The sequence below is a fragment of the Pseudomonas sp. B22(2017) genome (assembly GCF_002113105.1).
Classification (GTDB): domain Bacteria; phylum Pseudomonadota; class Gammaproteobacteria; order Pseudomonadales; family Pseudomonadaceae; genus Aquipseudomonas; species Aquipseudomonas asiatica.
Genome location: NZ_NEJN01000020.1, coordinates 1 through 23,410 on the forward strand (window position 1 = coordinate 1; position 23,410 = coordinate 23,410).

General features: G+C 62.8%; 22 protein-coding genes. 7 read left to right on the forward strand and 15 right to left on the reverse strand.

Annotated features, from left to right (window positions below):
* Positions 1 to 157: 157 nt before the first annotated feature.
* The 9 genes from msrQ to mrcB all read right to left on the reverse strand — a co-directional run bounded on the left by msrQ (position 158) and on the right by mrcB (position 10,032).
* Positions 158 to 754: a protein-methionine-sulfoxide reductase heme-binding subunit MsrQ gene (gene msrQ, locus CAG18_RS25115; RefSeq protein WP_015271832.1), complete on the reverse strand. Its 597-nt coding sequence runs from the start codon at positions 752 to 754 to the stop codon at positions 158 to 160.
* Positions 754 to 1,767, reverse strand: coding sequence for a protein-methionine-sulfoxide reductase catalytic subunit MsrP (gene msrP / locus CAG18_RS25120; protein WP_015271833.1), 1,014 nt, complete (start codon positions 1,765 to 1,767; stop codon positions 754 to 756). The genes msrQ and msrP overlap by 1 nt, the downstream gene beginning before the upstream one ends.
* A gap of 79 nt (positions 1,768 to 1,846) precedes the next feature.
* On the reverse strand, positions 1,847 to 2,698 hold the full coding sequence (gene pssA / locus CAG18_RS25125; protein ID WP_009685387.1) for a CDP-diacylglycerol--serine O-phosphatidyltransferase: 852 nt from the start codon (positions 2,696 to 2,698) through the stop codon (positions 1,847 to 1,849).
* A gap of 150 nt (positions 2,699 to 2,848) precedes the next feature.
* On the reverse strand, positions 2,849 to 3,865 hold the full coding sequence (gene ilvC / locus CAG18_RS25130; protein ID WP_013974255.1) for a ketol-acid reductoisomerase: 1,017 nt from the start codon (positions 3,863 to 3,865) through the stop codon (positions 2,849 to 2,851).
* Between the two features lie 53 nt (positions 3,866 to 3,918).
* Positions 3,919 to 4,410 (reverse strand): acetolactate synthase small subunit, encoded by a 492-nt coding sequence (gene ilvN / locus CAG18_RS25135; protein WP_003250040.1) that lies wholly within the window; start codon positions 4,408 to 4,410, stop codon positions 3,919 to 3,921.
* 1 nt (position 4,411) lies between these two features.
* A complete protein-coding gene (locus CAG18_RS25140; RefSeq protein ID WP_015271834.1) occupies positions 4,412 to 6,136 on the reverse strand; it encodes an acetolactate synthase 3 large subunit in 1,725 nt (574 codons plus the stop codon).
* A gap of 408 nt (positions 6,137 to 6,544) precedes the next feature.
* The gene (locus CAG18_RS25145; protein WP_015271835.1) at positions 6,545 to 6,877 is read right to left on the reverse strand and encodes a YqcC family protein; all 333 of its coding nucleotides are present in this window, start codon (positions 6,875 to 6,877) and stop codon (positions 6,545 to 6,547) included.
* A complete protein-coding gene (locus CAG18_RS25150) occupies positions 6,877 to 7,695 on the reverse strand; it encodes a M48 family metallopeptidase (protein ID WP_085721777.1) in 819 nt (272 codons plus the stop codon). The genes CAG18_RS25145 and CAG18_RS25150 overlap by 1 nt, the downstream gene beginning before the upstream one ends.
* A gap of 15 nt (positions 7,696 to 7,710) precedes the next feature.
* On the reverse strand, positions 7,711 to 10,032 hold the full coding sequence (gene mrcB / locus CAG18_RS25155; protein ID WP_085721778.1) for a penicillin-binding protein 1B: 2,322 nt from the start codon (positions 10,030 to 10,032) through the stop codon (positions 7,711 to 7,713).
* A 116-nt stretch (positions 10,033 to 10,148) separates the two neighbouring features.
* Between mrcB and CAG18_RS25160 the strand changes: the two genes are divergently transcribed.
* A complete protein-coding gene (locus tag CAG18_RS25160) occupies positions 10,149 to 11,711 on the forward strand; it encodes a bifunctional aminoglycoside phosphotransferase/ATP-binding protein (RefSeq protein ID WP_054573650.1) in 1,563 nt (520 codons plus the stop codon).
* A gap of 177 nt (positions 11,712 to 11,888) precedes the next feature.
* Positions 11,889 to 12,167 (forward strand): TfoX/Sxy family protein, encoded by a 279-nt coding sequence (locus tag CAG18_RS25165; protein ID WP_013974260.1) that lies wholly within the window; start codon positions 11,889 to 11,891, stop codon positions 12,165 to 12,167.
* 178 nt (positions 12,168 to 12,345) lie between these two features.
* Here the strand turns inward: CAG18_RS25165 and CAG18_RS25170 are convergent, their stop codons facing one another.
* The 4 genes from CAG18_RS25170 to CAG18_RS25185 all read right to left on the reverse strand — a co-directional run bounded on the left by CAG18_RS25170 (position 12,346) and on the right by CAG18_RS25185 (position 16,080).
* Positions 12,346 to 13,227: a ChaN family lipoprotein gene (locus tag CAG18_RS25170; RefSeq protein ID WP_015271838.1), complete on the reverse strand. Its 882-nt coding sequence runs from the start codon at positions 13,225 to 13,227 to the stop codon at positions 12,346 to 12,348.
* 167 nt (positions 13,228 to 13,394) lie between these two features.
* A complete protein-coding gene (locus tag CAG18_RS25175; RefSeq protein ID WP_015271839.1) occupies positions 13,395 to 14,162 on the reverse strand; it encodes a heme ABC transporter ATP-binding protein in 768 nt (255 codons plus the stop codon).
* Positions 14,162 to 15,145: an iron ABC transporter permease gene (locus CAG18_RS25180; protein WP_161551540.1), complete on the reverse strand. Its 984-nt coding sequence runs from the start codon at positions 15,143 to 15,145 to the stop codon at positions 14,162 to 14,164. Before CAG18_RS25180 ends, CAG18_RS25175 begins: the two co-directional genes overlap by 1 nt.
* A gap of 50 nt (positions 15,146 to 15,195) precedes the next feature.
* On the reverse strand, positions 15,196 to 16,080 hold the full coding sequence (locus CAG18_RS25185) for a hemin ABC transporter substrate-binding protein (protein WP_085721779.1): 885 nt from the start codon (positions 16,078 to 16,080) through the stop codon (positions 15,196 to 15,198).
* 148 nt (positions 16,081 to 16,228) lie between these two features.
* On the opposite strand from CAG18_RS25185, the gene CAG18_RS25190 reads away from it, so the two are divergent.
* Positions 16,229 to 16,546, forward strand: a complete 318-nt coding sequence (locus CAG18_RS25190; protein WP_085721780.1) for a Rieske (2Fe-2S) protein — start codon at positions 16,229 to 16,231, stop codon at positions 16,544 to 16,546.
* Here CAG18_RS25190 and sfsA read toward each other — a convergent pair.
* Both sfsA and CAG18_RS25200 read right to left on the reverse strand, forming a co-directional pair.
* A complete protein-coding gene (gene sfsA, locus CAG18_RS25195) occupies positions 16,536 to 17,249 on the reverse strand; it encodes a DNA/RNA nuclease SfsA (protein ID WP_013974266.1) in 714 nt (237 codons plus the stop codon). The genes CAG18_RS25190 and sfsA overlap by 11 nt on opposite strands.
* Positions 17,249 to 18,421: a pyridoxal phosphate-dependent aminotransferase gene (locus tag CAG18_RS25200; protein WP_085721781.1), complete on the reverse strand. Its 1,173-nt coding sequence runs from the start codon at positions 18,419 to 18,421 to the stop codon at positions 17,249 to 17,251. The genes sfsA and CAG18_RS25200 overlap by 1 nt, the downstream gene beginning before the upstream one ends.
* Positions 18,422 to 18,631: 210 nt before the next feature.
* On the opposite strand from CAG18_RS25200, the gene dksA reads away from it, so the two are divergent.
* The 4 genes from dksA to CAG18_RS25215 all read left to right on the forward strand — a co-directional run bounded on the left by dksA (position 18,632) and on the right by CAG18_RS25215 (position 23,407).
* Entirely contained in the window at positions 18,632 to 19,075 is a 444-nt protein-coding gene (gene dksA, locus CAG18_RS25205) for an RNA polymerase-binding protein DksA (protein ID WP_003259209.1), read from the forward strand.
* Between the two features lie 64 nt (positions 19,076 to 19,139).
* Positions 19,140 to 20,027, forward strand: coding sequence for a tRNA glutamyl-Q(34) synthetase GluQRS (gene gluQRS / locus CAG18_RS25210; protein ID WP_178075747.1), 888 nt, complete (start codon positions 19,140 to 19,142; stop codon positions 20,025 to 20,027).
* 244 nt (positions 20,028 to 20,271) lie between these two features.
* Positions 20,272 to 20,448: a hypothetical protein gene (locus tag CAG18_RS26940; protein WP_003250005.1), complete on the forward strand. Its 177-nt coding sequence runs from the start codon at positions 20,272 to 20,274 to the stop codon at positions 20,446 to 20,448.
* Positions 20,432 to 23,407, forward strand: a complete 2,976-nt coding sequence (locus CAG18_RS25215; RefSeq protein WP_167506607.1) for a sensor histidine kinase — start codon at positions 20,432 to 20,434, stop codon at positions 23,405 to 23,407. The genes CAG18_RS26940 and CAG18_RS25215 overlap by 17 nt, the downstream gene beginning before the upstream one ends.
* Positions 23,408 to 23,410 lie beyond the last annotated feature (3 nt).

A 23,410-nucleotide genomic window follows, 5' to 3' on the forward strand; every position in this document is an offset into this window, starting at 1 on the left:
GTTCTCACAGGAATAATTGGCCCGAAACAAACGGTAGGAGCAGCCTTGTGCTGCGAAGCGCCGCGCGGGCGGCGCTCGATCTCACAGGCGCCAGAAAACTCAAGGCAGGCACATTTCAAAGGCAATGCCATCTCAAGACAGGCCCTTGCCCCCTTCCCTATCTCCGGCCAATCCTGGGCAGCACCCGCGCAACAGCAGGAACCCGCAACACCATCAACACAGCCCCAATAACCGCATAAATCGCCCACTCCCGCAAATCCGAGCGCACGATCCACAGAAAATGCAGCAAACCCAACCCAAGTATCACGTACACCAACCGGTGCAGCTTCTTCCACCTCGCTCCCAACCGCCGCTGGCTATACCGATTCGAGGTAACCGCCAGGGCCAGCAATCCAAGAAACCCAAGCGCACCCACAATTATGTATGGCCGCTTGCGCAACTCCACCGCCAACTGCCCCCAGTCCAACCCAAGGATGAAGAACAGGTAAGCCAGGACGTGCAGCACGATATAGGCAAACACCCACAACCCCAACTGCCGGCGCACCACGATCCAGCCCGACCATCCCGTCAGCTTCTGCAGCGGCGTCATGCCCAAGGTAACCAGCAGGAAGGTCAGCGCCCCGAGCCCAAGCCGGTCCATCATGATCTTTCCGGGATCAGGCCCTAGCACATTCATCGCCGCCTCATACAACCACCAGACTGGGAACAGGCATCCCACGATGAAAATGGCCAGACGAAACCAGGGGTAACGCATCAATAGTTCTTCCGCAGATCAAGCCCGGTATACAGCGACGCCACTTCATCGGCATAGCCATTGAACATCTGGGTTTCCCGCACATTGGGACTGAACAGCCCGCTGGGCAGCCGCCGTTCACGCGCCTGGCTCCAACGGGGGTGGTCGACCGTCGGGTTCACATTGGCATAGAACCCATATTCATCCGGCGCCAGCCCTTCCCAGGTGGTGCCCGGCTGCTCCGCCACCAGGCTGATACGCACGATCGACTTGATGCTCTTGAAGCCATACTTCCACGGCACCACCAGCCGCAACGGCGCGCCATTCTGGTTGGGCAGCTCCCGGCCATACATCCCGACCGCCAGGATCGCTAAAGGATGCATTGCCTCATCCAGGCGCAAGCCTTCTCTATAAGGCCAGTCGATCAAGGCGAAACCCGAACGCTGCCCCGGCATGTGCTCCGGGTCTTTCAGGGTTTCGAAGCGCACATAACGTGCCTTGGATGTCGGCTCGACCTGCTTGAGCACCTGCGCCAACGGGAAGCCCAGCCACGGAATGACCATCGACCACGCCTCCACGCACCGCAGCCGGTAGATGCGCTCCTCGAGCTGGTACGGTTTGACGAAGTCCTCCAGCGCATAGCGGCCGGGCTTACCCACTTCGCCATCGACCACAACGCTCCACGGTTCGGTCTTCAGGCTGTCGCCATTGGCCGCCGGGTCGCCCTTGTCAGGCCCGAACTCGTAGAAGTTGTTGTAGTGGGTGGCATCCTTGAACGGCGTGATTGCCTCACCCTTGACCGTTACTGCCTGCCATCGGGTAGCTGCGAGCTTTTCATTGAACCAGCCAGGCGCCCTGCCCGCCTCGACATCGGCGTATCGGCTGGCTTCAGCTGCGCGCGCCATGCTCGGCAAAGCGCCCAGGGCCAGGCCAGCCAACGAGCCACCCAGCAGGGTACGACGGGAGAGATAGATGCCTTCGGGGGTGATCTCCGACGCCTTGCACTCGGAAGACCTGGGAAGCTTGATGAGCATGAGCGGCTCCACAGCACTGGATAACGGATGTACCAGTAAGACTATGGAGCCGGCGGGTTATTCCAGCATTAAATGATTGTCACGCTTTGCGACGGCGTGACTTCAGCAGGAACTGAATCGGGCCCGAAGCCGCATAGGCGAGGAAGATCAGCAGCAGGATACGCGGCGGGTCGCTGAACACCACGGCAAACACCAGCACCACGGCCAGGATAGCCACGAACGGCACACGCCCCTTCAGGTCCAGCTCCTTGAAGCTGTTGTACTTGATGTTGCTGACCATCAGCATGCCGGCAGCAGCCACCAGCAGCGCCACCAGGAACGACAGCTTGGAGCCCTGGATGCCGTAGTCGCTGAACGCCCACACGGTACCCGCGACCACACCCGCAGCAGCAGGACTGGCAAGGCCGATGAAGTAGCGCTTGTCGGCGGTGCCGACCTGGGTATTGAAGCGTGCCAGGCGCAGTGCTGCACCGGCCACATAGATGAAGGCAACCATCCAGCCAACCTTGCCCATGTCGCCCAGCGCCCAGCCAAAGGCCAGCAAGGCCGGAGCGACACCAAAGGCAACCATGTCCGACAGTGAGTCGTACTCGGCACCAAAGGCGCTCTGTGTGTTGGTCATGCGCGCGACACGACCATCCAGGCCGTCGAGCACCATGGCCACGAAGATGGCGATCGCAGCGAAGGCAAAGTACTTGCTCGCCTCGCGAGGGTCACCGGCGCTCAGGGCGCTCTGCGCGCTCATCGAGCTGATGATGGAATAGAAACCGGCAAACAGGTTGGCGGTGGTAAACAGGTTGGGCAGCAGGTAGATGCCACGATGGCGTACCTTGCGCCCTTCGGCGTCATGCCCTTCTTCAACGTGCTCATCGACAGGTAGCAGGCTTTCGGCGTCGGAGGGCTTGTTCGGCTCTTCGGGACGTTCGCTCATGGAGGGTACCTTGCAACAGGATGGAAAATGTTCGACACGGACCTGCAAAACAGGTTCTGACGGCAGGCCACTGGTCTGCTTTATACCAGAAGCTGACTGTCAGAACGAAAAAACGCGGCCGAAGCCGCGTTTTTCATCTTTCGATAAGACTTAGTTCTTGGTCTTGTCGACGATTTTGTTAGCCGAGATCCACGGCATCATCGAGCGCAGTTGCTCGCCGATGATTTCGATGCCGTGAGCGGCGTTGTTGCGGCGCTTGGCGGTCATCGATGGGTAGTTCGTAGCACCTTCGGAGATGAACATCTTCGCGTACTCGCCGTCCTGGATGCGCTTCAGGGCGTTGCGCATGGCCTTGCGGGATTCTTCGTTGATGACTTCCGGACCGGTTACGTACTCACCGTACTCGGCGTTGTTGGAGATCGAGTAGTTCATGTTGGCGATGCCGCCTTCGTACATGAGGTCAACGATCAGCTTCAGCTCGTGCAGGCACTCGAAGTAGGCCATTTCCGGCGCGTAGCCAGCTTCAACCAAGGTTTCGAAACCGGCCTTGACCAGCTCGACAGTACCGCCACACAGAACAGCCTGCTCACCGAACAGGTCGGTTTCGGTCTCGTCCTTGAAGGTGGTTTCGATGATGCCGGTACGGCCGCCGCCTACGCCCGAAGCGTACGACAGGGCGACATTCTTGGCGTTGCCCGAGGCGTCCTGGTAGATAGCGATCAGGTCAGGGATACCGCCGCCCTTGACGAACTCGGAGCGAACGGTGTGGCCCGGGGCCTTCGGCGCGATCATGATCACGTCGAGGTCGGCACGTGGGACAACCTGGTTGTAGTGGATCGAGAAGCCGTGGGAGAAGGCCAGGGTAGCGCCCTTCTTGATGTTCGGCTCGATTTCCTGCTTGTACAGTTGGCCCTGGAACTCGTCCGGGGTCAGGATCATGACCAGGTCGGCAGCAGCGACGGCAGAGGCAACGTCGGTCACTTTCAGGCCGTGGGCTTCTGCCTTGGCAACGGTGGCCGAACCTTTACGCAGACCGATGGTGACATCCACACCGGAGTCCTTCAGGTTGCACGCCTGAGCGTGGCCCTGGGAACCGTAACCGATGATGGCGACTTTCTTACCCTGAATGATGGAAAGGTCGCAGTCTTTATCGTAGAAAACTTTCATGAAAATACCCCTGGTTATATCTCGGCCCCTGCGGAGCCATCGCTAATTTGAATTCAGATGCTGAGCACTTTGTCGCCACGGGCAATGCCGGTAACGCCGCTGCGCACGGTTTCGAGAATCGATGCAGTGCCGATCGCCTGGATGAAGCTGTCCAGTTTGTCGCTGGTGCCGCTCAGCTGCACGGTGTACACGCTGGCAGTCACATCGACGATCTGGCCACGGAAGATATCCGTGGTGCGCTTGATCTCGGCGCGCTGGGCACCGGTGGCCTTGACCTTGACCAGCATCAGTTCACGCTCGATGTGAGCGCTTTCCGACAGGTCGACGAGCTTGACCACTTCGACCAGCTTGTTCAGGTTCTTGGTGATCTGTTCGATCACTTCGTCATGGCCAACGGTGGTCAGCGTCAGACGCGACAGGGTCGGGTCTTCGGTCGGCGCCACGGTCAGGCTTTCAATGTTGTAGTTACGCTGGGAGAACAGGCCGACCACGCGGGACAACGCACCTGGTTCGTTTTCCAGCAGCAGGGAGATGATGTGCCGCATATCAGGTACGCTCCGTCTTGCTCAGCCACATGTCACGCATCGAGCCATCCTTGATCTGCATCGGATAGACGTGCTCACTGCGGTCAACCGCGATGTCGATGAACACCAGGCGGTCCTTCATCGCAAACGCTTCTTCCAGCTTCGGCTTGAGGTCCTTCAGGCTGGTGATGCGGATACCCACATGGCCATAGGCCTCGGCCAGCTTGATGAAGTCAGGCAGCGACTCGACGTACGAGTGCGAGTGACGACCGTTGTAGGCCATGTCCTGCCACTGACGGACCATGCCCAACACACCGTTGTTCAGGTTGACGATCTTCACCGGCAGGCCGTACTGCATGCAGGTGGACAGCTCCTGGATGTTCATCTGGATGCTGCCTTCGCCGGTCACGCAGGCCACGTCCTGGTCCGGGAAGTTGAGCTTGACGCCCATCGCCGCCGGGAAACCGAAGCCCATGGTGCCCAGGCCACCGGAGTTGATCCAGCGGTTCGGCTTGTTGAAGCGGTAGTACTGCGCCGCGAACATCTGGTGCTGACCCACGTCGGAGGTGACGAAGGCATCGCCATTGGTCACTTCGCACAGGGTCTCGATGACTTTCTGCGGCTTGATGACATTGCCGTCACCCTTGTCGTAAGGGAACAGCTCGCCATTGCCACGCCATTCGTCGATCTGCTTCCACCAGGCATCCAGCGCCGCCTTGTCAGGCTGCTCGCCGATTTCCTTGAGGATGCCGAGCATTTCGCTGAGCACGCTGTCGACCGGGCCGACGATCGGCACGTCGGCCTTGATCATCTTGGAGATCGACGCCGGGTCGATGTCGATATGGATGATCTTGGCATTCGGGCAGAACTTGGCCGGGCCGTTGACCACGCGGTCGTCGAAACGGGCACCGACGGCGAAGATGACGTCGGCATGATGCATGGCCATGTTGGCAGTGAAGCTGCCGTGCATGCCGAGCATGCCGAGGAACTGGCGGTCGGTACCCGGGAAGCCACCCAGACCCATCAGGGTATTGGTGACCGGCAGGTTCAGCGACTTGGCGATTTCGGTCAGGGCTTCGGAGCCACCACCGAGGATCACGCCGCCACCGGAGTAGACGATCGGGCGCTTGGCCGCCAGCAGCATCTCTGCAGCCTTGCGGATCTGGCCGGAGTGGCCGCGTACCGCTGGGCTATAGGAGCGCAGCTTGACCTTTTTCGGATAGACGTATTCGAACTTCTCGGCCGGGTTGGTCATATCTTTTGGAATGTCGACCACGACCGGACCTGGGCGACCGGATTGCGCCAGGTAGAAAGCTTTTTTCAGAACTTCGGGGATTTCGCTGGCATGTTTGATCATGAAGCTGTGCTTCACGATCGGCCGCGAAATACCGATCATGTCGGTTTCCTGGAAGGCATCGGTACCCACCATGGTGCTAGGCACCTGGCCGGACAGGATGACCATCGGAATCGAATCCATGTAGGCGGTGGCAATACCGGTAATGGCATTGGTCGCGCCCGGGCCGGAGGTTACCAGCACCACGCCGGCCTTGCCGGTGGCGCGGGCGTAGCCGTCCGCCATATGGGTAGCTGCCTGCTCATGACGAACCAGGATGTGCTCGACTTCCGGTTCCTTGAACAGCGCGTCGTAAACATGCAGGAGAGCACCACCAGGGTACCCGTAGATGTGCTTAACGCCTTCGTCACGCAAGAAGCGGACGACCATCTCAGCGCCAGATAAAAGCTCCACGTTGTTCACCTCTAAAACGCCAGAATACCGCCCTCACTGGACGGGTCTTAATAGGTTTACTGCCAAGCAGAGCATGAGCGAACGTCAGCACTGACTGAGCAAGTATTGGGAGCGCCCCAGAGTGTTGCGGGGTTTTCCCACCCAGCGCGAGGTAACGCGTTGCGGGGTGTAACAGGTCGGCGCGGGTGTGCGCCTCATGATCTGCTTAGCGGGTCTGCTTCTGGCAGTCCCTCTACAGCGGAGATTGGATTCTTCTGATTCGGCGCCAACAAGTCAAGAAAAATTATTGCCAATTTTTCCCCAAGATGAATCCCTGCCACCACTAAAAATCGCTTCAGCAGCAGAATAAATAAGATTTCCACAAAAAAGGGCCACAATCTGCGGCCCTTGAAGGAAAAACTGAAGAAATCAGGCGGAAGGAGCAATCAATTGGTCAAATGCTGCCAACAGGCGGCGTAGCTCACGACTTTGCTCTGGCCGGTCGGTAAATACCGTTTCAGCCATTACCAGGATGCCGGACGCACTAGGCAGCGGGTGGCCCAGCTCGATGATGATCTTCATCCGCGGCAGGAAGATCCATTGGAGCCACTGCTCGAAACTGAGGGTATCGACTGCGAAAGGCACCGTACTGGCCAGTGCCTCATCGCTTGGCGGCTCGTCATCCCACCAGCCTTGCACCTGCAGCTCTCGTTCGATCAGCAGCAGGTGGTCGGCAACATCCAGAATGCGCTGCTCGATCATCACGAATTGACCCGTGCCTTTTGCCGGGCCAGTGCGGCACCAGCGCTGTCACCCTGCTTCTCGCGGGCCTGGGCGATGGTGTTCCACAGCTCGGCCTGCAGGCTCGGGCGGCCGTTGGCGTAAGTCAAAGCACGACGCGCCAACTGCTCGGCCTGCGGTGCATCACCTTGCGACAGGCGTACCTGGGCCAGACGGTACAGTACCTGTGGCTCGCGCGGGGCAATGCGCTGAGCACGCTCCAGGCTCGATGCGGCACCGTTGAAGTCACCGCTGCCCTGCTGGGTCTTCGCGGTGGTCAGCAGCGCCAGCACCGGGCCGTCCAGCTGCTCATCGGCCGACAGGCCACCGGTAGCAGCACCGCTACGCGGAATACCGGTTGGCGCGCTGGTGCTTTGCGGGGCGCTGTTCATCGCCGCGATGTCGAAGGGTTCGTCGGCGATCGGGTTTGGATTGGTGGTCATTGGTGCCGAAGTGACCGGACCAGTGGTAATTGGGCCTGGGGTGATCGGCCCCGGGGTAATCGGCGAGGTGCTGATTGGCGCCGCGCCATTGGCCGTCGGGAACGTCTGGATGCCCGAAGCGCCAGCGCCCTGTGGGATCATCACGGTCACGCCGGAGTCTTCAGGCAGCGTTTGAGCCTGTGCGGTACCTGCGTTATAGCCACCCGCAGAGCGATTGGCCGTCACGCGTTCGCTGTTGGACACCCGGGTGCTCGAGTCGACCACCGGAATATTGCCGCGCGGGACGCTGGCGCACCCCTGGAGCACAGCCAGCGCCGTCACGGCAGGAAACAGCCACTTGTTCACGTCACACCTCATCAATGCAGCCTGTGCTTAATTCATCCAGCCCTTGACCCAGTCCATGACCGATTCAACTGGATCCTGCTCGCCGCCACAGGTCGCGCCGGCGGGCGGTTCACTCCCGCGAATATACGGCATCTGCACCGCTCCCGGACAGCTGCCATCAGACCCATGGCCGCTGTACGGGTCAATCCAGGCCTGCACAACGTTGTCCGGTTGCGGCATGTCCAGCGGCAGCGGGTCGGCCTTCTTCATGAAGCTGGTCCACACCTGCAGGGCGCCGGTGGCACCAGTAAATGGCGTCTTGCCGTTGTCGTCACGCCCCATCCATACCACGGCCAGCAGGTCCTGACTGAACCCGGAGAACCAGCTGTCGCGCGAATCGTTACTGGTACCGGTCTTGCCCGCCAGGGTGAGATTGCGCGGCAAAGTGTTGTACACCGAGCGGCCGGTGCCTTCGCGCATCACCCGCTGCATGGCGTTCTGCACCAGGTAGATAGCCCCCGGGTCGAAGGTTTGCTGGATCTGGAACGGGTAGCGTTTTAGCGGCTCGCCCTCGGCGGTGAGCACGCTGCGGATACCGCGCATCGGGGTATTGAAGCCGCCGTTGGCGATGGTCTGGTACATCGTCGCGACCTGCATTGGCGACATGCCGCCGGCACCCAGCAGCATGGCCGGGAAGGCTGGCCAGTCAACGTTCACTCCCAGCCGGCCAATGGTCTTGATCACGCTGGGCACACCCACTTCCAGGCCGATCTTGGCAGTCGACAGGTTGTAGGAGTTGGCCAGCCCCTGGTACAGGTAGATGGTGCCATGCGGGCGACGATCGTAGTTCTGCGGGCGCCAGACCTGGCCGTCGGCACCTTTGACCGAGAACGGCTCGTCCTGCACCCAACTGGTCAAGGTGTACTTGGTCGGTTGTTCCAGCGCGGTCAGGTACACCGCCGGCTTGACCAGCGAACCGATCGGCCGCACGGCATCAATGGCGCGGTTGAAGCCGGCAAAGCCGGCCTGGCGGCTGCCGATCAGCGCCTGCACCTCACCGGTTTCCGGATTGGTCACGACCATCGCCGACTCAACCTCGTCCGCCCCCTTGCGCCCCGCGAGGCGCTTGAAGGTCTCGCTCATCGAGGTTTCGGCCTTCATCTGCAGGATCGGGTCGAAGCTGGTGAAGATGCGCAGCCCTTCTTCGGTCAAGTCTTCATCGCGGTAGTCCTGGCGCAGCTGACGCTTGACCAGGTCGAGGAAGGCCGGGAACGAGCTGTCTGCCAGGCTGCCGCGCTTGGTCACGCCCAGCGGCATCTTCTTCGCTGCATCGACTTCTGCCTGGCTGGCCACGCCCTGCTCGGCCACCAGGTCGAGCACCAGGTTGCGGCGGGCCAGGGCGCGGTCCGGATAGCGACGCGGGTTGTAGTAGGACGGCCCCTTGACCATACCCACCAGCAGAGCGATCTGGTGCAATTTCAGCTCCGACAGCGGTTGGCTGAAGAAGAACTGGCTGGCGAGGCCGAAGCCGTGCACTGCACGCTGACCATCCTGGCCGACGAACACCTCGTTGAGGTAGGCCTCGAGGATCTCGCGCTTGTCGTAGTGCAGCTCCAGCAACACAGCCATCATCGCCTCGGTCAGCTTGCGGCTGAGGCTGCGCTCGCTGGTGAGGTAGAAGTTCTTCACCAACTGCTGGGTCAGGGTGCTGCCACCCTGGCGCATGGAACCTGCCGAGGTATTGACCCACATGGCTCGGGCGATGGACTTGGGCGACACCCCGAAGTGGCTGTAGAAATCGCGGTCTTCCGTCGCCACCAGAGTTTCGAGCAGGTAGGGCGGTACCTGGTCGATCTTGATCAGGATGCGGTCTTCGAGGTTTTTCGGGTAGATGCCGCCGATCATCAGCGGCTCCAGGCGCACTACGTCAAGCGTCTTGCCGTTGGCGCCGGAAAGGCCCGCCACGTAATCGCCGGAGAAGCGCACACGCACGAACTGCGCCGGCTCCATGCCCTCGTAGAACTGGAAGCCTCGGGTATTGAGCTCGACGGTGTTGCCGTTGACTGCCGCCGCTCCCGGCCCGTTGGCCGCGCTTTCACGCCGGTAGCCGAGCGCGTCCAGCTCTGTGAGGAAGTCGTTCTTGCTCAGTTTCTGGCCGGTGAACAGCTCCAGCGGCCGGGCATACACCTTGGCCGGGATGGTCCAGCGCTTGCCGGAAAACTTTTCCTGGACAACGGCATCGAGGTAAACCGCGAAGCCGGCGACTATCACCAGGCCGACCAGGCTGAGCTTCAAAGCCCAGCCCAGCCAGGCGCGGGAGCGGCCGGTCGGGCGTTTCTGAGGGGTACGGGGATTTCGAGTTCGGGTCATGGCGGCGGATTATACGCACTTTATAAAGGCTGGGCAGACGCCCCCGGCGGTAGGCAGGGACGGCACCATTGACCATAATGGCGCATTCGAATTCCCTGCCCCCGGAAGGATTTCCCGTGAGCCAAGCCCTTATCACTGCGTTGCAGAACCCAGCCCTGTACCCTCACCCCGTGGATGGGTTCCAGCTCATCGAGACGCATATCTCCTGGGTCCTGCTCACCGGCGAGTATGCCTACAAGATCAAGAAGCCGATGAACTTCGGCTTCCTCGACTTCACTGGCCTGGACCAGCGCCGGCATTTCTGTAACGAAGAATTGCGCCTGAACCAGCGCCTGACCGACGGCCTGTACCTTGAAGTGTTGCCGATCACCGGTAGCGTCGATGCGCCGCAGATCGGCGGTGAAGGCGAAGCCATCGAGTACGTGCTGAAGATGCGTCAGTTCCCCCAGGGGCAGATGCTCAACACCCTGCAGGCCAATGGTGAACTGAACGCCGCGCACATCGACCAGATGGCCCGGCAGATCGCCGAGTTCCACCTGCAAGCCCCACGCGTGCCGGTGGAGCACCCACTGGGCACGCCGGACAGCGTGATGGCACCTGTGGAGCAGAACTTCGAGCAGATTCGCCCGTTCCTCAGCGACAAGGCCGACCTGCAGCAACTCGACGCCCTGCAGGCCTGGGCACGCAGCAGCTTCGAGCGCCTGCATGGCCTGCTGGAAAAGCGCAAGGCCAATGGTTTCATCCGTGAGTGCCACGGTGACATCCACCTTGGCAACGCCACCCTGATCGACGGCAAGGTGGTGATCTTCGACTGCATCGAGTTCAACGAACCGTTCCGCCTGACCGATGTGTACGCCGATACGGGCTTCCTGGCCATGGACCTGGAAGACCGCGGCCTGAAATGCCTGGCCCGCCGCTTCATCAGCCAGTACCTGGAACTGACCGGCGACTACGAAGGCCTGGAACTGCTCAACTTCTACAAAGCCTACCGCGCGCTGGTGCGGGCCAAGGTTGCACTGTTCAGCATGCCAGCCGATGCCGATGGCGTGCAGCGCGCCACCACTCTTCGCACCTACCGCAACTATGCCAACCTGGCAGAAAGCTACAGCGCCATCCCGTCGCGCCTGCTGGCCATTACCCACGGTGTTTCGGCTGTGGGCAAAAGCCACGTGGCCATGCGCATGGTCGAAGCCCTTGGCGCCGTCCGCGTGCGTTCGGATGTGGAGCGCAAGCGCCTGTTCGGTGAACAGCAGCAGGCTGAGGCTGGCCAGCTGAGTACCGGCATCTATGATCAGGACGCCAGTGTCGCGACCTACCAGCGCCTGCACGAGGTGGCAGCGACCGTACTGCGGGCCGGCTTCCCGGTGGTGCTGGATGCCACCTACCTCAAACGTGATCAGCGCCAGGCCGCGGCGGACATCGCCAGCCAGACGGGCGTGCCGTTCCTGATCCTCGACTGCCATGCGCCAGAAGCGGTCATCGCCAGCTGGCTGGAACAGCGCCGGGCAGAAAACACCGACCCGTCGGATGCCACCCTGGAAGTGGTCAAGACCCAGCAGGCCAGCCGTGAGCCGCTGAGTGCACAAGAGCTGGTGCAGAGCACCCGCGTCGATACCCAGAGCGCCGGGAGCATGGACCAGGTGATCGAGCAGATTCGCCAGCGCTTGCCTGGGCTGTAAGTTCAGCGTTTTCCTGGACCGGCCACTTCGCGGGTGAACCCGCGAATAGGCCGGCACAGGACATCTCGTCGCCCCCTATGGCAAAAGGCCGCGCATTTCCTATCCCCCGCTACACTCCTCTCTGACCTGCTCGCGATTTATCCCCCAATCCCCGTTCAGCCATCGCAAGGAGGCTCGATGAACGATGAATTGCAGCATCTGAAGAACCTTGGCAAGACCTCTGCGCAGTGGCTGCATGCAGCCGGCATCCACAGTGCATCGGATCTGCGTCGCCTGGGCGCGGTGGGTGCGTACCAGGCCGTGAAGACACGAGGGTTCCGCGCATCGAAGGTGCTGTTGTATGCCATTGAAGGCGCCCTGCTGGACATGCACTGGAACGATTTGCCGCTGGAGCGCAAAGAAGCGCTCAACCAACAACTGGATGCGAAAAGCCCTGCGCAAAAAAATCAGAAATAATCTCGGGAAAGGGATTGACGTCGAAATGAGAATAGTTATGATTATCACAACTGGTCGCGAGACTGGTTGGATAAGCTAAGAGCCCCTGGTTCGGACTCTCAGATTATCTCCTCATCAGGCTAATCACGGTTATTGACCCGGCAATTTGCCGGGTCTTTTTTTGCCTTTTACAGCCCCGTCACCGCAGTTGCGCGCAATAGTCCTGCTCCGGCATCGCTGCCGTGTACCACACAAAATCAGCCTCGCCTGCCTCGACCTGCTCACCAACCTCAGCTAGCAGTAGCACCTTGCTCTCCCCCTGCGCTTGCAGGTCAGCCAAGTGCAACGGTACACCCAGGTCCTTGCGCACGTGATAGGCCCCGGCCAGCAGCAGTGCTGGCTGCGGCGCCGCCAGCAAGCGCTCGGCCATGCGCCGGTCGCGCTGCTGCTGCACGGCCAGCATCGCCGGCAACTGGCTTTCTGGCAGCATCCCGCAATGCCCGGCACGCACATGCTCCAGCAAGGCGGCCTTGACCGTCGGCGCATTGGAGCGTTCGCCCGGTAACAAAGCCGGCTGACGATAGGCCTGGCGCATCTCGCCGGGCGAGAGGTTGGCGGCCAGCACAGGCACCCGCTGCTGCAAAGCCTCGGTCACGATTGGCCCGTACAGCTGCCAATCCCAGCCGTCCTGCCAAGCCATGGCCCTGGGCAGGTCTGCCGGTAATGGTTGCCCCGCGAGCTTGTCCAGCAGCGGTTGTTGCTCAGGCTGCAGCATTTCCAGCAGCAGGCTGCCCTGCACACGTTGGTCTTGCAGGGCGCGCAGCAGCCACAGCTGCAGTGCGTGATGGTCAGGGTTGTCGTGTTTCTCGCCGACAAGCACCCGGGGGGCGGCAGACAGGCGCTGCACCAGTTGCTCAGGGCTGATCAGTTGGCCTTTGGCAAGATCGACGATATGCCCCAGCTCGGCATGGCTGCGCCCCTCACTGCTCTGCCAGGCGGGCGGCGGTGGCAGGCTGGCCTGGCAGCCACCCAGTACCAGCACCAGGCACAGCGAGAAAGCGGACAGCAGCGGATGTCGCATGGGCAGTATCTCCATTCATGGTCTGCACGAGCCCTTGTAGGAGCGGCCTTGTGTCGCGATAGGGCCGCAAAGCGGCCCCAGATTTTCAGCAGTGATGCACAAATTGCCGGGGCTGCTCTGCAGCCCTTTCGCGACACAAGGCCGCTCCTACAAAGATCGCGCCAGCGTTAGCGAGTGATGATCAGCGGATGCCCACGCTCCGGGTGCGCCTGTACCAGTACGTCGATCCCGTATACCGCCTTCAACGCCGCCGGCGTCAGCACTGCTGACGGTGCGGCAAAGGCATGGCAGCGCCCCTGCTCCAGCAGCAGGATACGATCACAGTAGCGCGCCGCCAGGTTCAGGTCATGCAGGATCACCAGCACCGCGGCGCCACGGTCGGCAAAGCGGCGCACGGCTTCGAGGGTGGTGTGCTGGTGCAACGGGTCGAGCATCGAGGTTGGCTCGTCCAGCAGCAGGGTTGTACCCGCCTCGCCCGGCCACAGCTGCGCCAGCACCCGAGCCAGGTGCACTCTTTGCCGCTCGCCGCCAGACAACGCCAGGTAACTGCGCTCCACCAGGTGCCAGGCATCCGCTGCCCGCAAGGCCGCTTCGACGATTTCAGCATCGCGCCGCTGCCCGGTGCCATGGGGCATGCGCCCCATGCCCACCACTTCCTCGACCCGGAACGAGAACCCCAGGCTGGACACCTGCGGCAACACCGCCAGGCGCCTGGCCCGCTCCTGCCCTGCCCAGTCCGCCAGTGGCCTGCCCTGTAGCGTCACCCGCCCGTGATCGGGCGCCAGCTCACCACACAGTACTCCTAGCAGGCTGCTCTTGCCGGCACCGTTGGGGCCGAGCACGCCCACCACCTGCCCCTGGCTCAGCTGCAGATGAATGTCATGCAGCACTTCGTTGCTGCCCCGCCGCAAGTACAGCCCCTCGGCTTGCAACATCAACTGCGCCCTCGTATCAGCAGGAACAGGAAGAACGGTGCGCCGATAAAGGCCGTGACGATGCCGATCGGCAGCTCGGCAGGCGCCAGCAGCAGCCGCGCCGCCAAATCGGCGAACAGCATCAGCACACCGCCAGCCAACAAGGAAGCTGGCAGCACCACACGGTGATCAGGCCCGGCCAGCAGGCGCACCAGGTGCGGCACCACCAGGCCGATGAAACCGATCAGCCCTGCTGCCGCCACCGCCGCACCCACGCCGAGCGCCGTGCAGAACACCAGCTCGCGCTTGAGCCGCTCCACGTCAATGCCCAGGTGACGCGCCTCCGATTCACCAAGCAGCATGGCATTCAACGCCTTGGCCCGACGTGGCAGCCACACTGCCACGCCCGCAGCCACCAGCAGCAAAGGCCACAGCCGCTGGTAACTAGCACCATTGAGGCTGCCCAGGTTCCAGAAGGTCAGCGTGCGCAGCGTGGCGTCGTCGGCCAGGTAGGAGAACAGCCCCACGGCAGCACCGCCCAGCGCGGTCATGGCCACACCGGCCAGCAGCATCGTGGCGACGTTGGTCTGGCCGTCGCGTCGCCCCAGACGATAAACCAGCGCAGTCACGCCCAGCCCGCCGATGAAAGCGCACACCGACAACAGGTAAGGGGCAAGCACATCCGGCATGCCGCCCAGCCAACTTCCGCCAACGATGGCCACCGCCGCGCCCACCGCTGCTCCGGCGGCAACCCCTACCAGCCCGGGGTCGGCCAGCGGGTTACGGAACAGCCCCTGCATGGCCACACCAGACAGCGCCAGCACCGCGCCCACCGCCAACCCCAGCAAGGTGCGCGGCAGGCGGATCTGGCCGAGGATCATCTCGGCCTGCTGCAGGCCGTCAGCGGCAATGGGCAACCCCAGCAGGCGCAAGCCGGCACGCAGGGTATCGAACAGCGGCAGGCTGACCGGCCCCAGGGCCAAAGACAACCACACCGCCAACAGGCACAACAGGCTCAGGCAAACGAACAGTGTGCGTGGCTGGACGCGTTGTTTCATTGGGAGAGGCTGATCTTGGCGGCCGGATAGAAGGTAGCCGCAAGCAACTGAAGTGTTGCCGGCAGGCGTGGCCCGAGCCCGCCGACCAACAGTGTCGGGTCAAGCGATACCAGGCGTTTCTCTCGCACGGCGCGCGAAGTCGCCAGCGCGGGGTTTTCTTTCAGCAACGCCTTCAAGGCTTGGTCATCGGCCAGCGCCCGGTCGGAAAACACGATCACATCCGGGTCCAGCGCAGCCAGTGCTTCGCTGGAGAAATTCTTGTAGCCCTGATGTTCTGCCAAGTTGCGCCCGCCTGCCTGGCTCAGCAGCCAGTCGCCGGCGGTACCCTGCCCGGCGATCAGCGGCTTGGCACCCGCATGCCCGACCAGCAGCAACACTCCTGGCGCCTTCTGCCCGGCCTGGGCCTGCCTGACCCTGGCCTGCAAGGCATCGAGCTGCTGGTGGTAACCCGACGCCAAGACCGCGGCCTGCTCTTCTGCGCCCAGCAATTGCCCCAGATGCTTGAGGTTTTCATCCACCGCCGCCACCTCGGCTTTGCTGGAGAACAGTTCGACCCGCACGCCAGCCTTGCGGATTTGCGCCAGTACCGGTGGCGGCCCCATTTCTTCGGTGCCCACCAGCACATCCGGGCGCAGGCTGAGAATGCCTTCCGCAGACAACTGCCGCTGGTAGCCGACGCTAGGCAGTGACTTCAGCGATTGCGGGTGCTGGCTGGTGGTGTCCACACCCACCAAGCGCGCTTCACCGCCAAGTGCGCTGATCCATTCGCTCAGTGCGCCACCAGCGCTGACCCAACGCTGCGGCAGCTCGGCCGCCAGGGCCTGGGTGGACAGCACAACGCTCGCGCACAGAGCGAGCAAGGCGACAGGACGGCGCATCATCGGGTTCCTTCTGCAGGCGAGCCGCGCGCCTTGTGGCGAGCGACGGAACTGCGCACCATAGGCAGCCGGGCGCAGCGAATATGGACAATTTGATAATTATTCGCATTGAAGCGTCAAGCCATCACTTGTTCCACGAGTCGTCCTTGCCATGCACTTCCTTTGTACTTCCCACGGCCTGGCCGAAGGCCATAGCCGAGCCTTCAGCGTAGACGGCATCGAACTGTTCGGCGTGCGCCGCCAGGGCCAGGTGTACCTCTACCGCAACCGTTGCCCGCACCGCGGTATCCCGCTGAACTGGGTGGAAGATGCGTTTCTCGATGACAGCGCCAGCCTGATTCACTGCGCCCATCATGGCGCGCTGTTTCTGATCGAAAGTGGAGAATGCGTGGCCGGGCCGTGCGAGGGCAAGCAACTGCAGGCCCTGGGCTGCCACGAGGACAGCCAGGGCATCTGGCTCAAGGGGTAAGCAGCACCGGCAGGCGGCGGTCGATGACAATGCCTTCGGAGTCCAGGCGTGCGCCGTAGGCCAGCACCTCCACTCCATCTGAAACTGCCGCGCGCAGGGCCTGGGCATAAGCCGCATCGATTTCCTCGGCCGGGCGCACCGCGTCGATACCGGTCAGGTTCACACAATACAGCTGCACAGCCCGCACGCCTTGCCTGGCCAACTTCGCCAGCTCTCGCAGGTGCTTGGCGCCGCGCTGGGTCACCGCATCAGGAAAGGCCGCGACCGTGCTGGCTGGGTAGCCCAGGGTCACGCTCTTGACCTCGACATAGGCCGGGGCACCGTCGAACTCCAGGCGAAAGTCGATGCGGCTGCCTTCCTCGCCGTAGGCCACCTCACGCCTTAGCGCACTGAAGCCGGCCAGTTCGGCGATGATGCCGGCACGCAGGGCCTCTTCGACCAGCGCATTGGCCCGCCCGGTATTCACACAGGCCAGCCGACCCTGCGGGGTTTCGCTGATTTCCCAAGTACCCGGTAGCTTGCGCTTGGGGTCGTTGGAGCGGCTGAACCACACCTGCCCGCCTTCACGCATGCAGTTGAGCATGGAGCCGGTGTTGGGGCAGTGGATGGTGAGTTGTTCGCCACCGGGCAGCTCGATATCCGCCAGAAAGCGTTTGTAGCGGCGCAGCAGGCGGCCCTGTTCGAGTGGGGGATGGAACTGCATCAGCCTTGCCAGCTCCGCAGGCCGCGAGCAATCCGCTGCACCGCCTCTTCCAGGCGCGGCAGGCTCTGGGTGTAGGCAAAGCGCACATGGTGGCCGGCCAGGTGACGGCCGAAGTCCAGGCCCGGGGTGAAGGCCAGGTGCTCGGTCTCCAGGAAGTGCCGGCAGAAGGCGAACGCGTCACCGCCAAAGGCACTGATATCGGCATACAGGTAAAACGCCCCCTGCGGCTCGACGGCAATGCGGAAGCCCAGTTCGCGCAAGGCAGGCAACAGGTAATCGCGGCGGCGGGCGAACTCGGCGCGGCGCTCCTCGAAAATGGCCAGGGTTTCGGGCTGGAAACACGCCAGCGCGGCATGTTGGGCCATGCTTGGCGCACTGATGTACAGGTTTTGTGCCAGCTTCTCCAGGTCGGCCACCGCGCCAGGAGGCGCCACCAGCCAGCCGAGGCGCCAACCGGTCATGCCGAAATACTTGGAAAAACTATTCAGGACGAATGCCGAGTCGTCCACTTCCAGCACGCTTGGCGCGTCCATGCCATAGGTCAGCCCGTGATAGATCTCGTCCACCACCAGATGGCCGTGCCGTTCACGGGTGGCGCGGGACAGGCTGGCCAGATCGTCACGCCCCAGCACGGTACCGGTCGGGTTGGCCGGCGAGGCGACCAGGGCTCCGACCGTGTCCTTGTCCCAGTAGCGGTCGACAAGGTCGGCAGTAAGCTGGTAATTCACGTCCGGGCCCACCGGCACCAGCTGCGCCCCGCCCTCGACCAGGCGCAGGAAGTGGCGGTTGCACGGGTAGCCTGGGTCGGCCAGCAGCCAGTGCTTGCCTGGGTCTACCAGCAAGCTGCTGGCCAGCAGCAGCGCACCGGAACCACCCGGGGTGATGAGGATGCGCTCAGGGTCGACGCTAAGGCCATAACGCTGGCCGTAGAAACCAGCAATGGCTTCGCGCAGTGCCGGCAGGCCGCGTGCGGCGGTGTAGCGGGTGTGCCCGGCGGCCAATGCTGCCTGGCCGGCGGCAACGATGGGCGCGGCCGTGGTGAAGTCCGGCTCGCCGATTTCCAGGTGGATCACGTCGTGCCCGGCCGCCTGCAGCTCGTTGGCCCGGGCCAGCAGCGCCATGACGTGGAAGGGTTCGATGGCGCGGCTGCGCGCACTGTAGGGGTGGGCCATGACCTTCTCTCAATTGGGTCTAAACTGGAGATTCTACCTCTGCACGCCACCGAACGTGCGGCTCAGGCCGCTGTCAATTACCAGGATCGGGCGGGGTAGCGCACCCCCGATCTATCTGGTAAGTTCGGCGGCTCGCAGTCGCAGGGCCGGCGGGTGCCGGAGATGGAGCAGCCTGCGCATTGGATCAGATGAGTGAGAGGCGGTCTATTCATGTCCACCGTAGAAAAGCAAAAAGCCCAGACCATGTACGGTGTCGAGCCCTACGTAGAATCCAAAGGTGAAGAGTACATGGGCGAGCCCATGAAGAAGCACTTCACCAAGCTTCTCGGCGCCTGGAAGCAAGAGCTGATGACCAGTGTGGACCGCACTGTGGACCACATGAAGGACGAGGCAGCCAACTTCCCCGACCCGGCCGACCGTGCCAGCCAGGAAGAAGAATTCGCCCTGGAGCTGCGCAACCGCGATCGCGAGCGCAAGCTGATCAAGAAAATCGACAAGACCCTCGACAAGATCAAGGCCGACGAGTACGGCTGGTGCGAATCGTGCGGCATCGAGATCGGCCTGCGTCGCCTGGAGGCCCGCCCTACCGCCGACCTGTGCTTCGACTGCAAGGAAATCGCCGAGAAAAAGGAAAAGACGGTCGGCAAAGGCTGATCTTTCTTTCCACCTGAACGGGGCGCATCATGCGCCCCGTTTCATTTATATGCCCAGCCTGACCATGACCCACTCAAGCTACATCGGGCGTTTCGCCCCCACCCCCAGCGGCTTCCTGCACTTCGGCTCGCTGGTCGCCGCCCTCGCCTCCTGGCTCGATGCCCGCGCCGTGAACGGCCGCTGGCTGCTGCGCATGGAAGACACCGACCCACCTCGGGAAATGCCCGGTGCTCGCGATGCGATCCTGCAGACCCTGGAGCGCTACGGCCTGGAGTGGGACGGCGAAGTGGTGTTCCAGAGCCAGCGGCACGATGCCTATGCCGCGGTGGTCGACCGCCTGTTCAACATGGGCCTGGCCTACGCCTGCACCTGCTCGCGCAAGCAGCTTGAGAGTTACAACGGTATCTACCCGGGCCTTTGCCGCAATGCCGGGCATGCTAGGGATGGCGCGGCGATCCGCCTGCGCGTGCCAGAGCTGATCTACCGCTTTACCGACCGCGTACAGGGCGAGTTCCAGCAGCACCTGGGGCGTGAAGTGGGCGATTTCGTCATCCAGCGCCGCGACGGGCTGTATGCCTACCAACTGGCGGTGGTACTGGACGATGCCTGGCAAGGTATTACCGACATCGTGCGTGGCGCCGACCTGCTCGACAACACCCCGCGCCAGCTGTACCTGCAAGAGTTGCTGGGCTTCTCGCAGCCGCGTTACCTGCATATTCCGCTGATCGTGCAGCCGGACGGGCACAAGCTGGGCAAGTCGTACCGCTCGCCGCCGCTGCAGGCGGACCAGGCGACACCGCTGTTGCTGCGGGCGCTGCGGGCGCTGGGGCAGAAAGCCGACCCCGAGTTGTTGCAGGCAACGCCGGCGGAGGTATTGGCGGTAGCTCGCAAGCAGTGGCGGCCCGAGGCGATTGCGCAGCGGACCACGGTGCCAGAGGCTGATTTGCGCTGAGGCAGGCCCGGCCCTATCGCCGGCAAGCCAGCTCCCACAGGTACAGCACAGCACTCAGATCCTGTGGTGATCCTGTGGGAGCTGGCTTGCCGGCGATAGGGCCAGAGCAGGCAACCTACCCTCAAAAACAAAAGCCCAATAAATTCAAACTCTTGGCGAACACCATGGATTCCCGCTAGCATCCGCCCAGCCATTTGCGCCAATAATAAGTCCAAGCCCGCAGCGCCCAACCATCGAGGCCAGCATGTACATCTATCGTTTGGTCCTGCTTCTGGTCGTGGGGATCTACCTGTTCTCCCCGGCCATCATGGACTGGTGGATCGAACCGACCGGAGCCTGGTATCGCCCTTACCTGCTCTGGCTGATCCTGATCGTCGTCACCTTCATCCTGCAGAGCCAACGAGATGCCGATGAGCTTTAGCCTGACCCAGATGATCCTGATCAGCGCCGCGTACCTCATGGTGCTGTTCGGTGTGGCCTGGATCAGCGAGCGGGGGTTGATCCCGCGCTCGATCATTCGCCACCCGCTGACCTACACCCTGTCGCTGGGCGTATACGCCAGTGCCTGGGCCTTCTATGGCTCGGTGGGCCTGGCCTACCAGTACGGCTACGGCTTCCTTGCCTGTTACCTGGGGGTGTCCGGCGCGTTCCTGCTGGCGCCAGTGCTGCTCTATCCGATCCTGAAGATCACCCGTACCTACCAGCTGTCCTCGTTGGCCGACCTGCTGGCGTTCCGCTTTCGCAGCACCTGGGCCGGGGCGCTGACCACCATCATCATGCTCATCGGCGTTCTGCCCTTGCTGGCCCTGCAGATCCAGGCGGTAGCCGACTCGATCAGTATCCTTACCGGTGAGCCGGTCAAGGCACGTGTGGCCTTCGCCTTCTGTACGCTCATCATCCTGTTCACCATCTTCTTCGGCTCGCGGCACATCGCCACACGCGAAAAGCACGAAGGGCTGGTGTTCGCCATCGCCTTCGAGTCGGTGATCAAGCTGCTGGCCCTGGGCGGTATCGGCCTGTATGCCCTGTATGGCGTGTTCGGCGGCCCGCACGAACTGGAAGTGTGGCTGCTGCAGAACCAGACCGCCCTGGCCGCTCTGCATACGCCGCTGCAGGAAGGCCCATGGCGCACCTTGCTACTGGTGTTCTTCGCCTCGGCCATCGTCATGCCGCACATGTACCACATGGCCTTCACCGAAAACCTCAACCCGCGCTCGCTGGTCAGCGCCAGCTGGGGACTGCCGCTGTTCCTGCTGCTGATGAGCCTGGCCGTGCCACTGGTGCTGTGGGCCGGCCTGCGCCTGGGCGCCACAACCAACCCCGAGTACTTCACCCTGGGCCTGGGGCTTGCCGCCAACAACCAGGCGCTGGCGCTGCTGGCCTACATCGGCGGCTTGTCGGCCGCCAGCGGGCTTATCATCGTCACAACCCTGGCGCTGTCGGGCATGGCCCTCAACCACCTGGTGCTGCCGCTGTACCAGCCGCCGGCCGAAGGCAACATCTACCGCTGGCTGAAGTGGACCCGCCGCGCGCTGATCGTCGCCATCATCACCGCCGGCTTCATGTTCTACCTCACCCAGAACAACCACCAGAGCCTGGCCAACCTGGGCATCGTCGCCTTCGTGGCCACGTTACAGTTCCTGCCGGGCGTGCTGTCGGTACTGTACTGGCCGACTGCCAATCGCCGCGGCTTCATCGCCGGCCTGCTGGCCGGCACCCTGGTGTGGATGGTGACCATGCTGCTGCCATTGCTGGGCAACCTGCAGGGCTTCTACATCCCGCTGCTAGACATGATCTACGTGCTGGACGACACCAGCTGGCACATGGCGGCCATCGCCTCGCTGGCGGCCAACGTGCTGTTGTTCACCCTGATCTCGCTGTTCACCAACGCCAGCAACGAAGAGGTAAGCGCCGCCGAAGCCTGCGCAGTGGACAATGTGCGCCGCCCGCAACGCCGCGAGCTGCACGCCGCCTCGCCACAGGAGTTCGCCACCCAACTGGCCAAGCCGCTGGGCGCCAAGGCCGCACAGAAGGAAGTGGAACAGGCCCTGCGCGATCTCTACCTGCCGTTCGACGAGCGCCGCCCCTATGCCTTGCGCCGCCTGCGCGACCGCATCGAGGCCAACCTGTCCGGCCTGATGGGGCCGAGCGTGGCCCAGGACATGGTCGAGACCTTCCTGCCGTACAAGTCCGGTAACGAAAACTACGTGACCGAAGACATCCACTTCATCGAAAGCCGCCTGGAAGACTACCACTCCCGCCTTACCGGCCTGGCCGCCGAGCTCGACGCCCTGCGCCGCTACCACCGCCAGACCCTGCAGGAACTGCCCATGGGCGTCTGCTCGCTGGCCAAGGACCAGGAAATCCTGATGTGGAACAAGGCCATGGAAGAGCTCACCGGCATCGCCGCCAAGCACGTGGTCGGCTCGCGCCTGGTCACCATCAGCGAACCCTGGCGCGGCCTGCTACAAGGCTTCATCAACGTGCCAGACGAGCACCTGCACAAGCAGCGCCTGGCGCTGGACGGCCAGCCGCGCTGGCTGAACCTGCACAAGGCGGCCATCGACGAGCCGCTGGCCCCGGGCAACAGCGGCCTGGTACTGCTGGTGGAGGATCTTACCGAAACCCAGGCCCTGGAAGACAAATTGGTGCACTCCGAACGCCTGGCCAGCATCGGCCGTCTGGCCGCCGGCGTGGCCCACGAAATCGGCAACCCGATCACCGGCATCGCCTGCCTGGCGCAGAACCTGCGCGAAGAGCGTGAGGGCGATGGCGAAATCATCGAGCTGTCCAGCCAGATTCTCGAACAGACCAAGCGGGTATCGCGCATCGTCCAGTCGCTGATGAGTTTCGCCCATGCCGGCGGCAGCCACCAGAACAGCGAAGAACCGGTATGCCTGGCCGAAGTGGCGCAGGACGCCATCGGTCTGCTGGCGTTGAACCGGCGCAATTTCGAAGTACAGTTCTTCAACCTCTGCGACCCGGAGCACTGGGCCGAAGGGGACCCGCAGCGCCTGGCCCAGGTGCTGATCAACCTGCTCTCCAACGCCCGCGACGCCTCGCCGCCCGGCAGCGCCGTGCGCGTGCGCAGCGAAGTCAGCGAGCACACCGTCGACCTGATCGTCGAAGATGAGGGCAGCGGGATCCCGAAGAACATCATGGACCGCTTGTTCGAACCCTTCTTCACCACTAAGGACCCGGGCGAAGGAACCGGACTGGGGCTTGCTCTGGTCTATTCCATCGTGGAAGAGCATTATGGGCAAATCACCATCGACAGCCCGGCCGATATCGAACGGCAACGTGGCACCCGGATCCGCGTGACCCTGCCCCGGCATGTCGTAGCGACGTCCCCTGAAATTCGAGACCGTCGAGAGAATTGAATC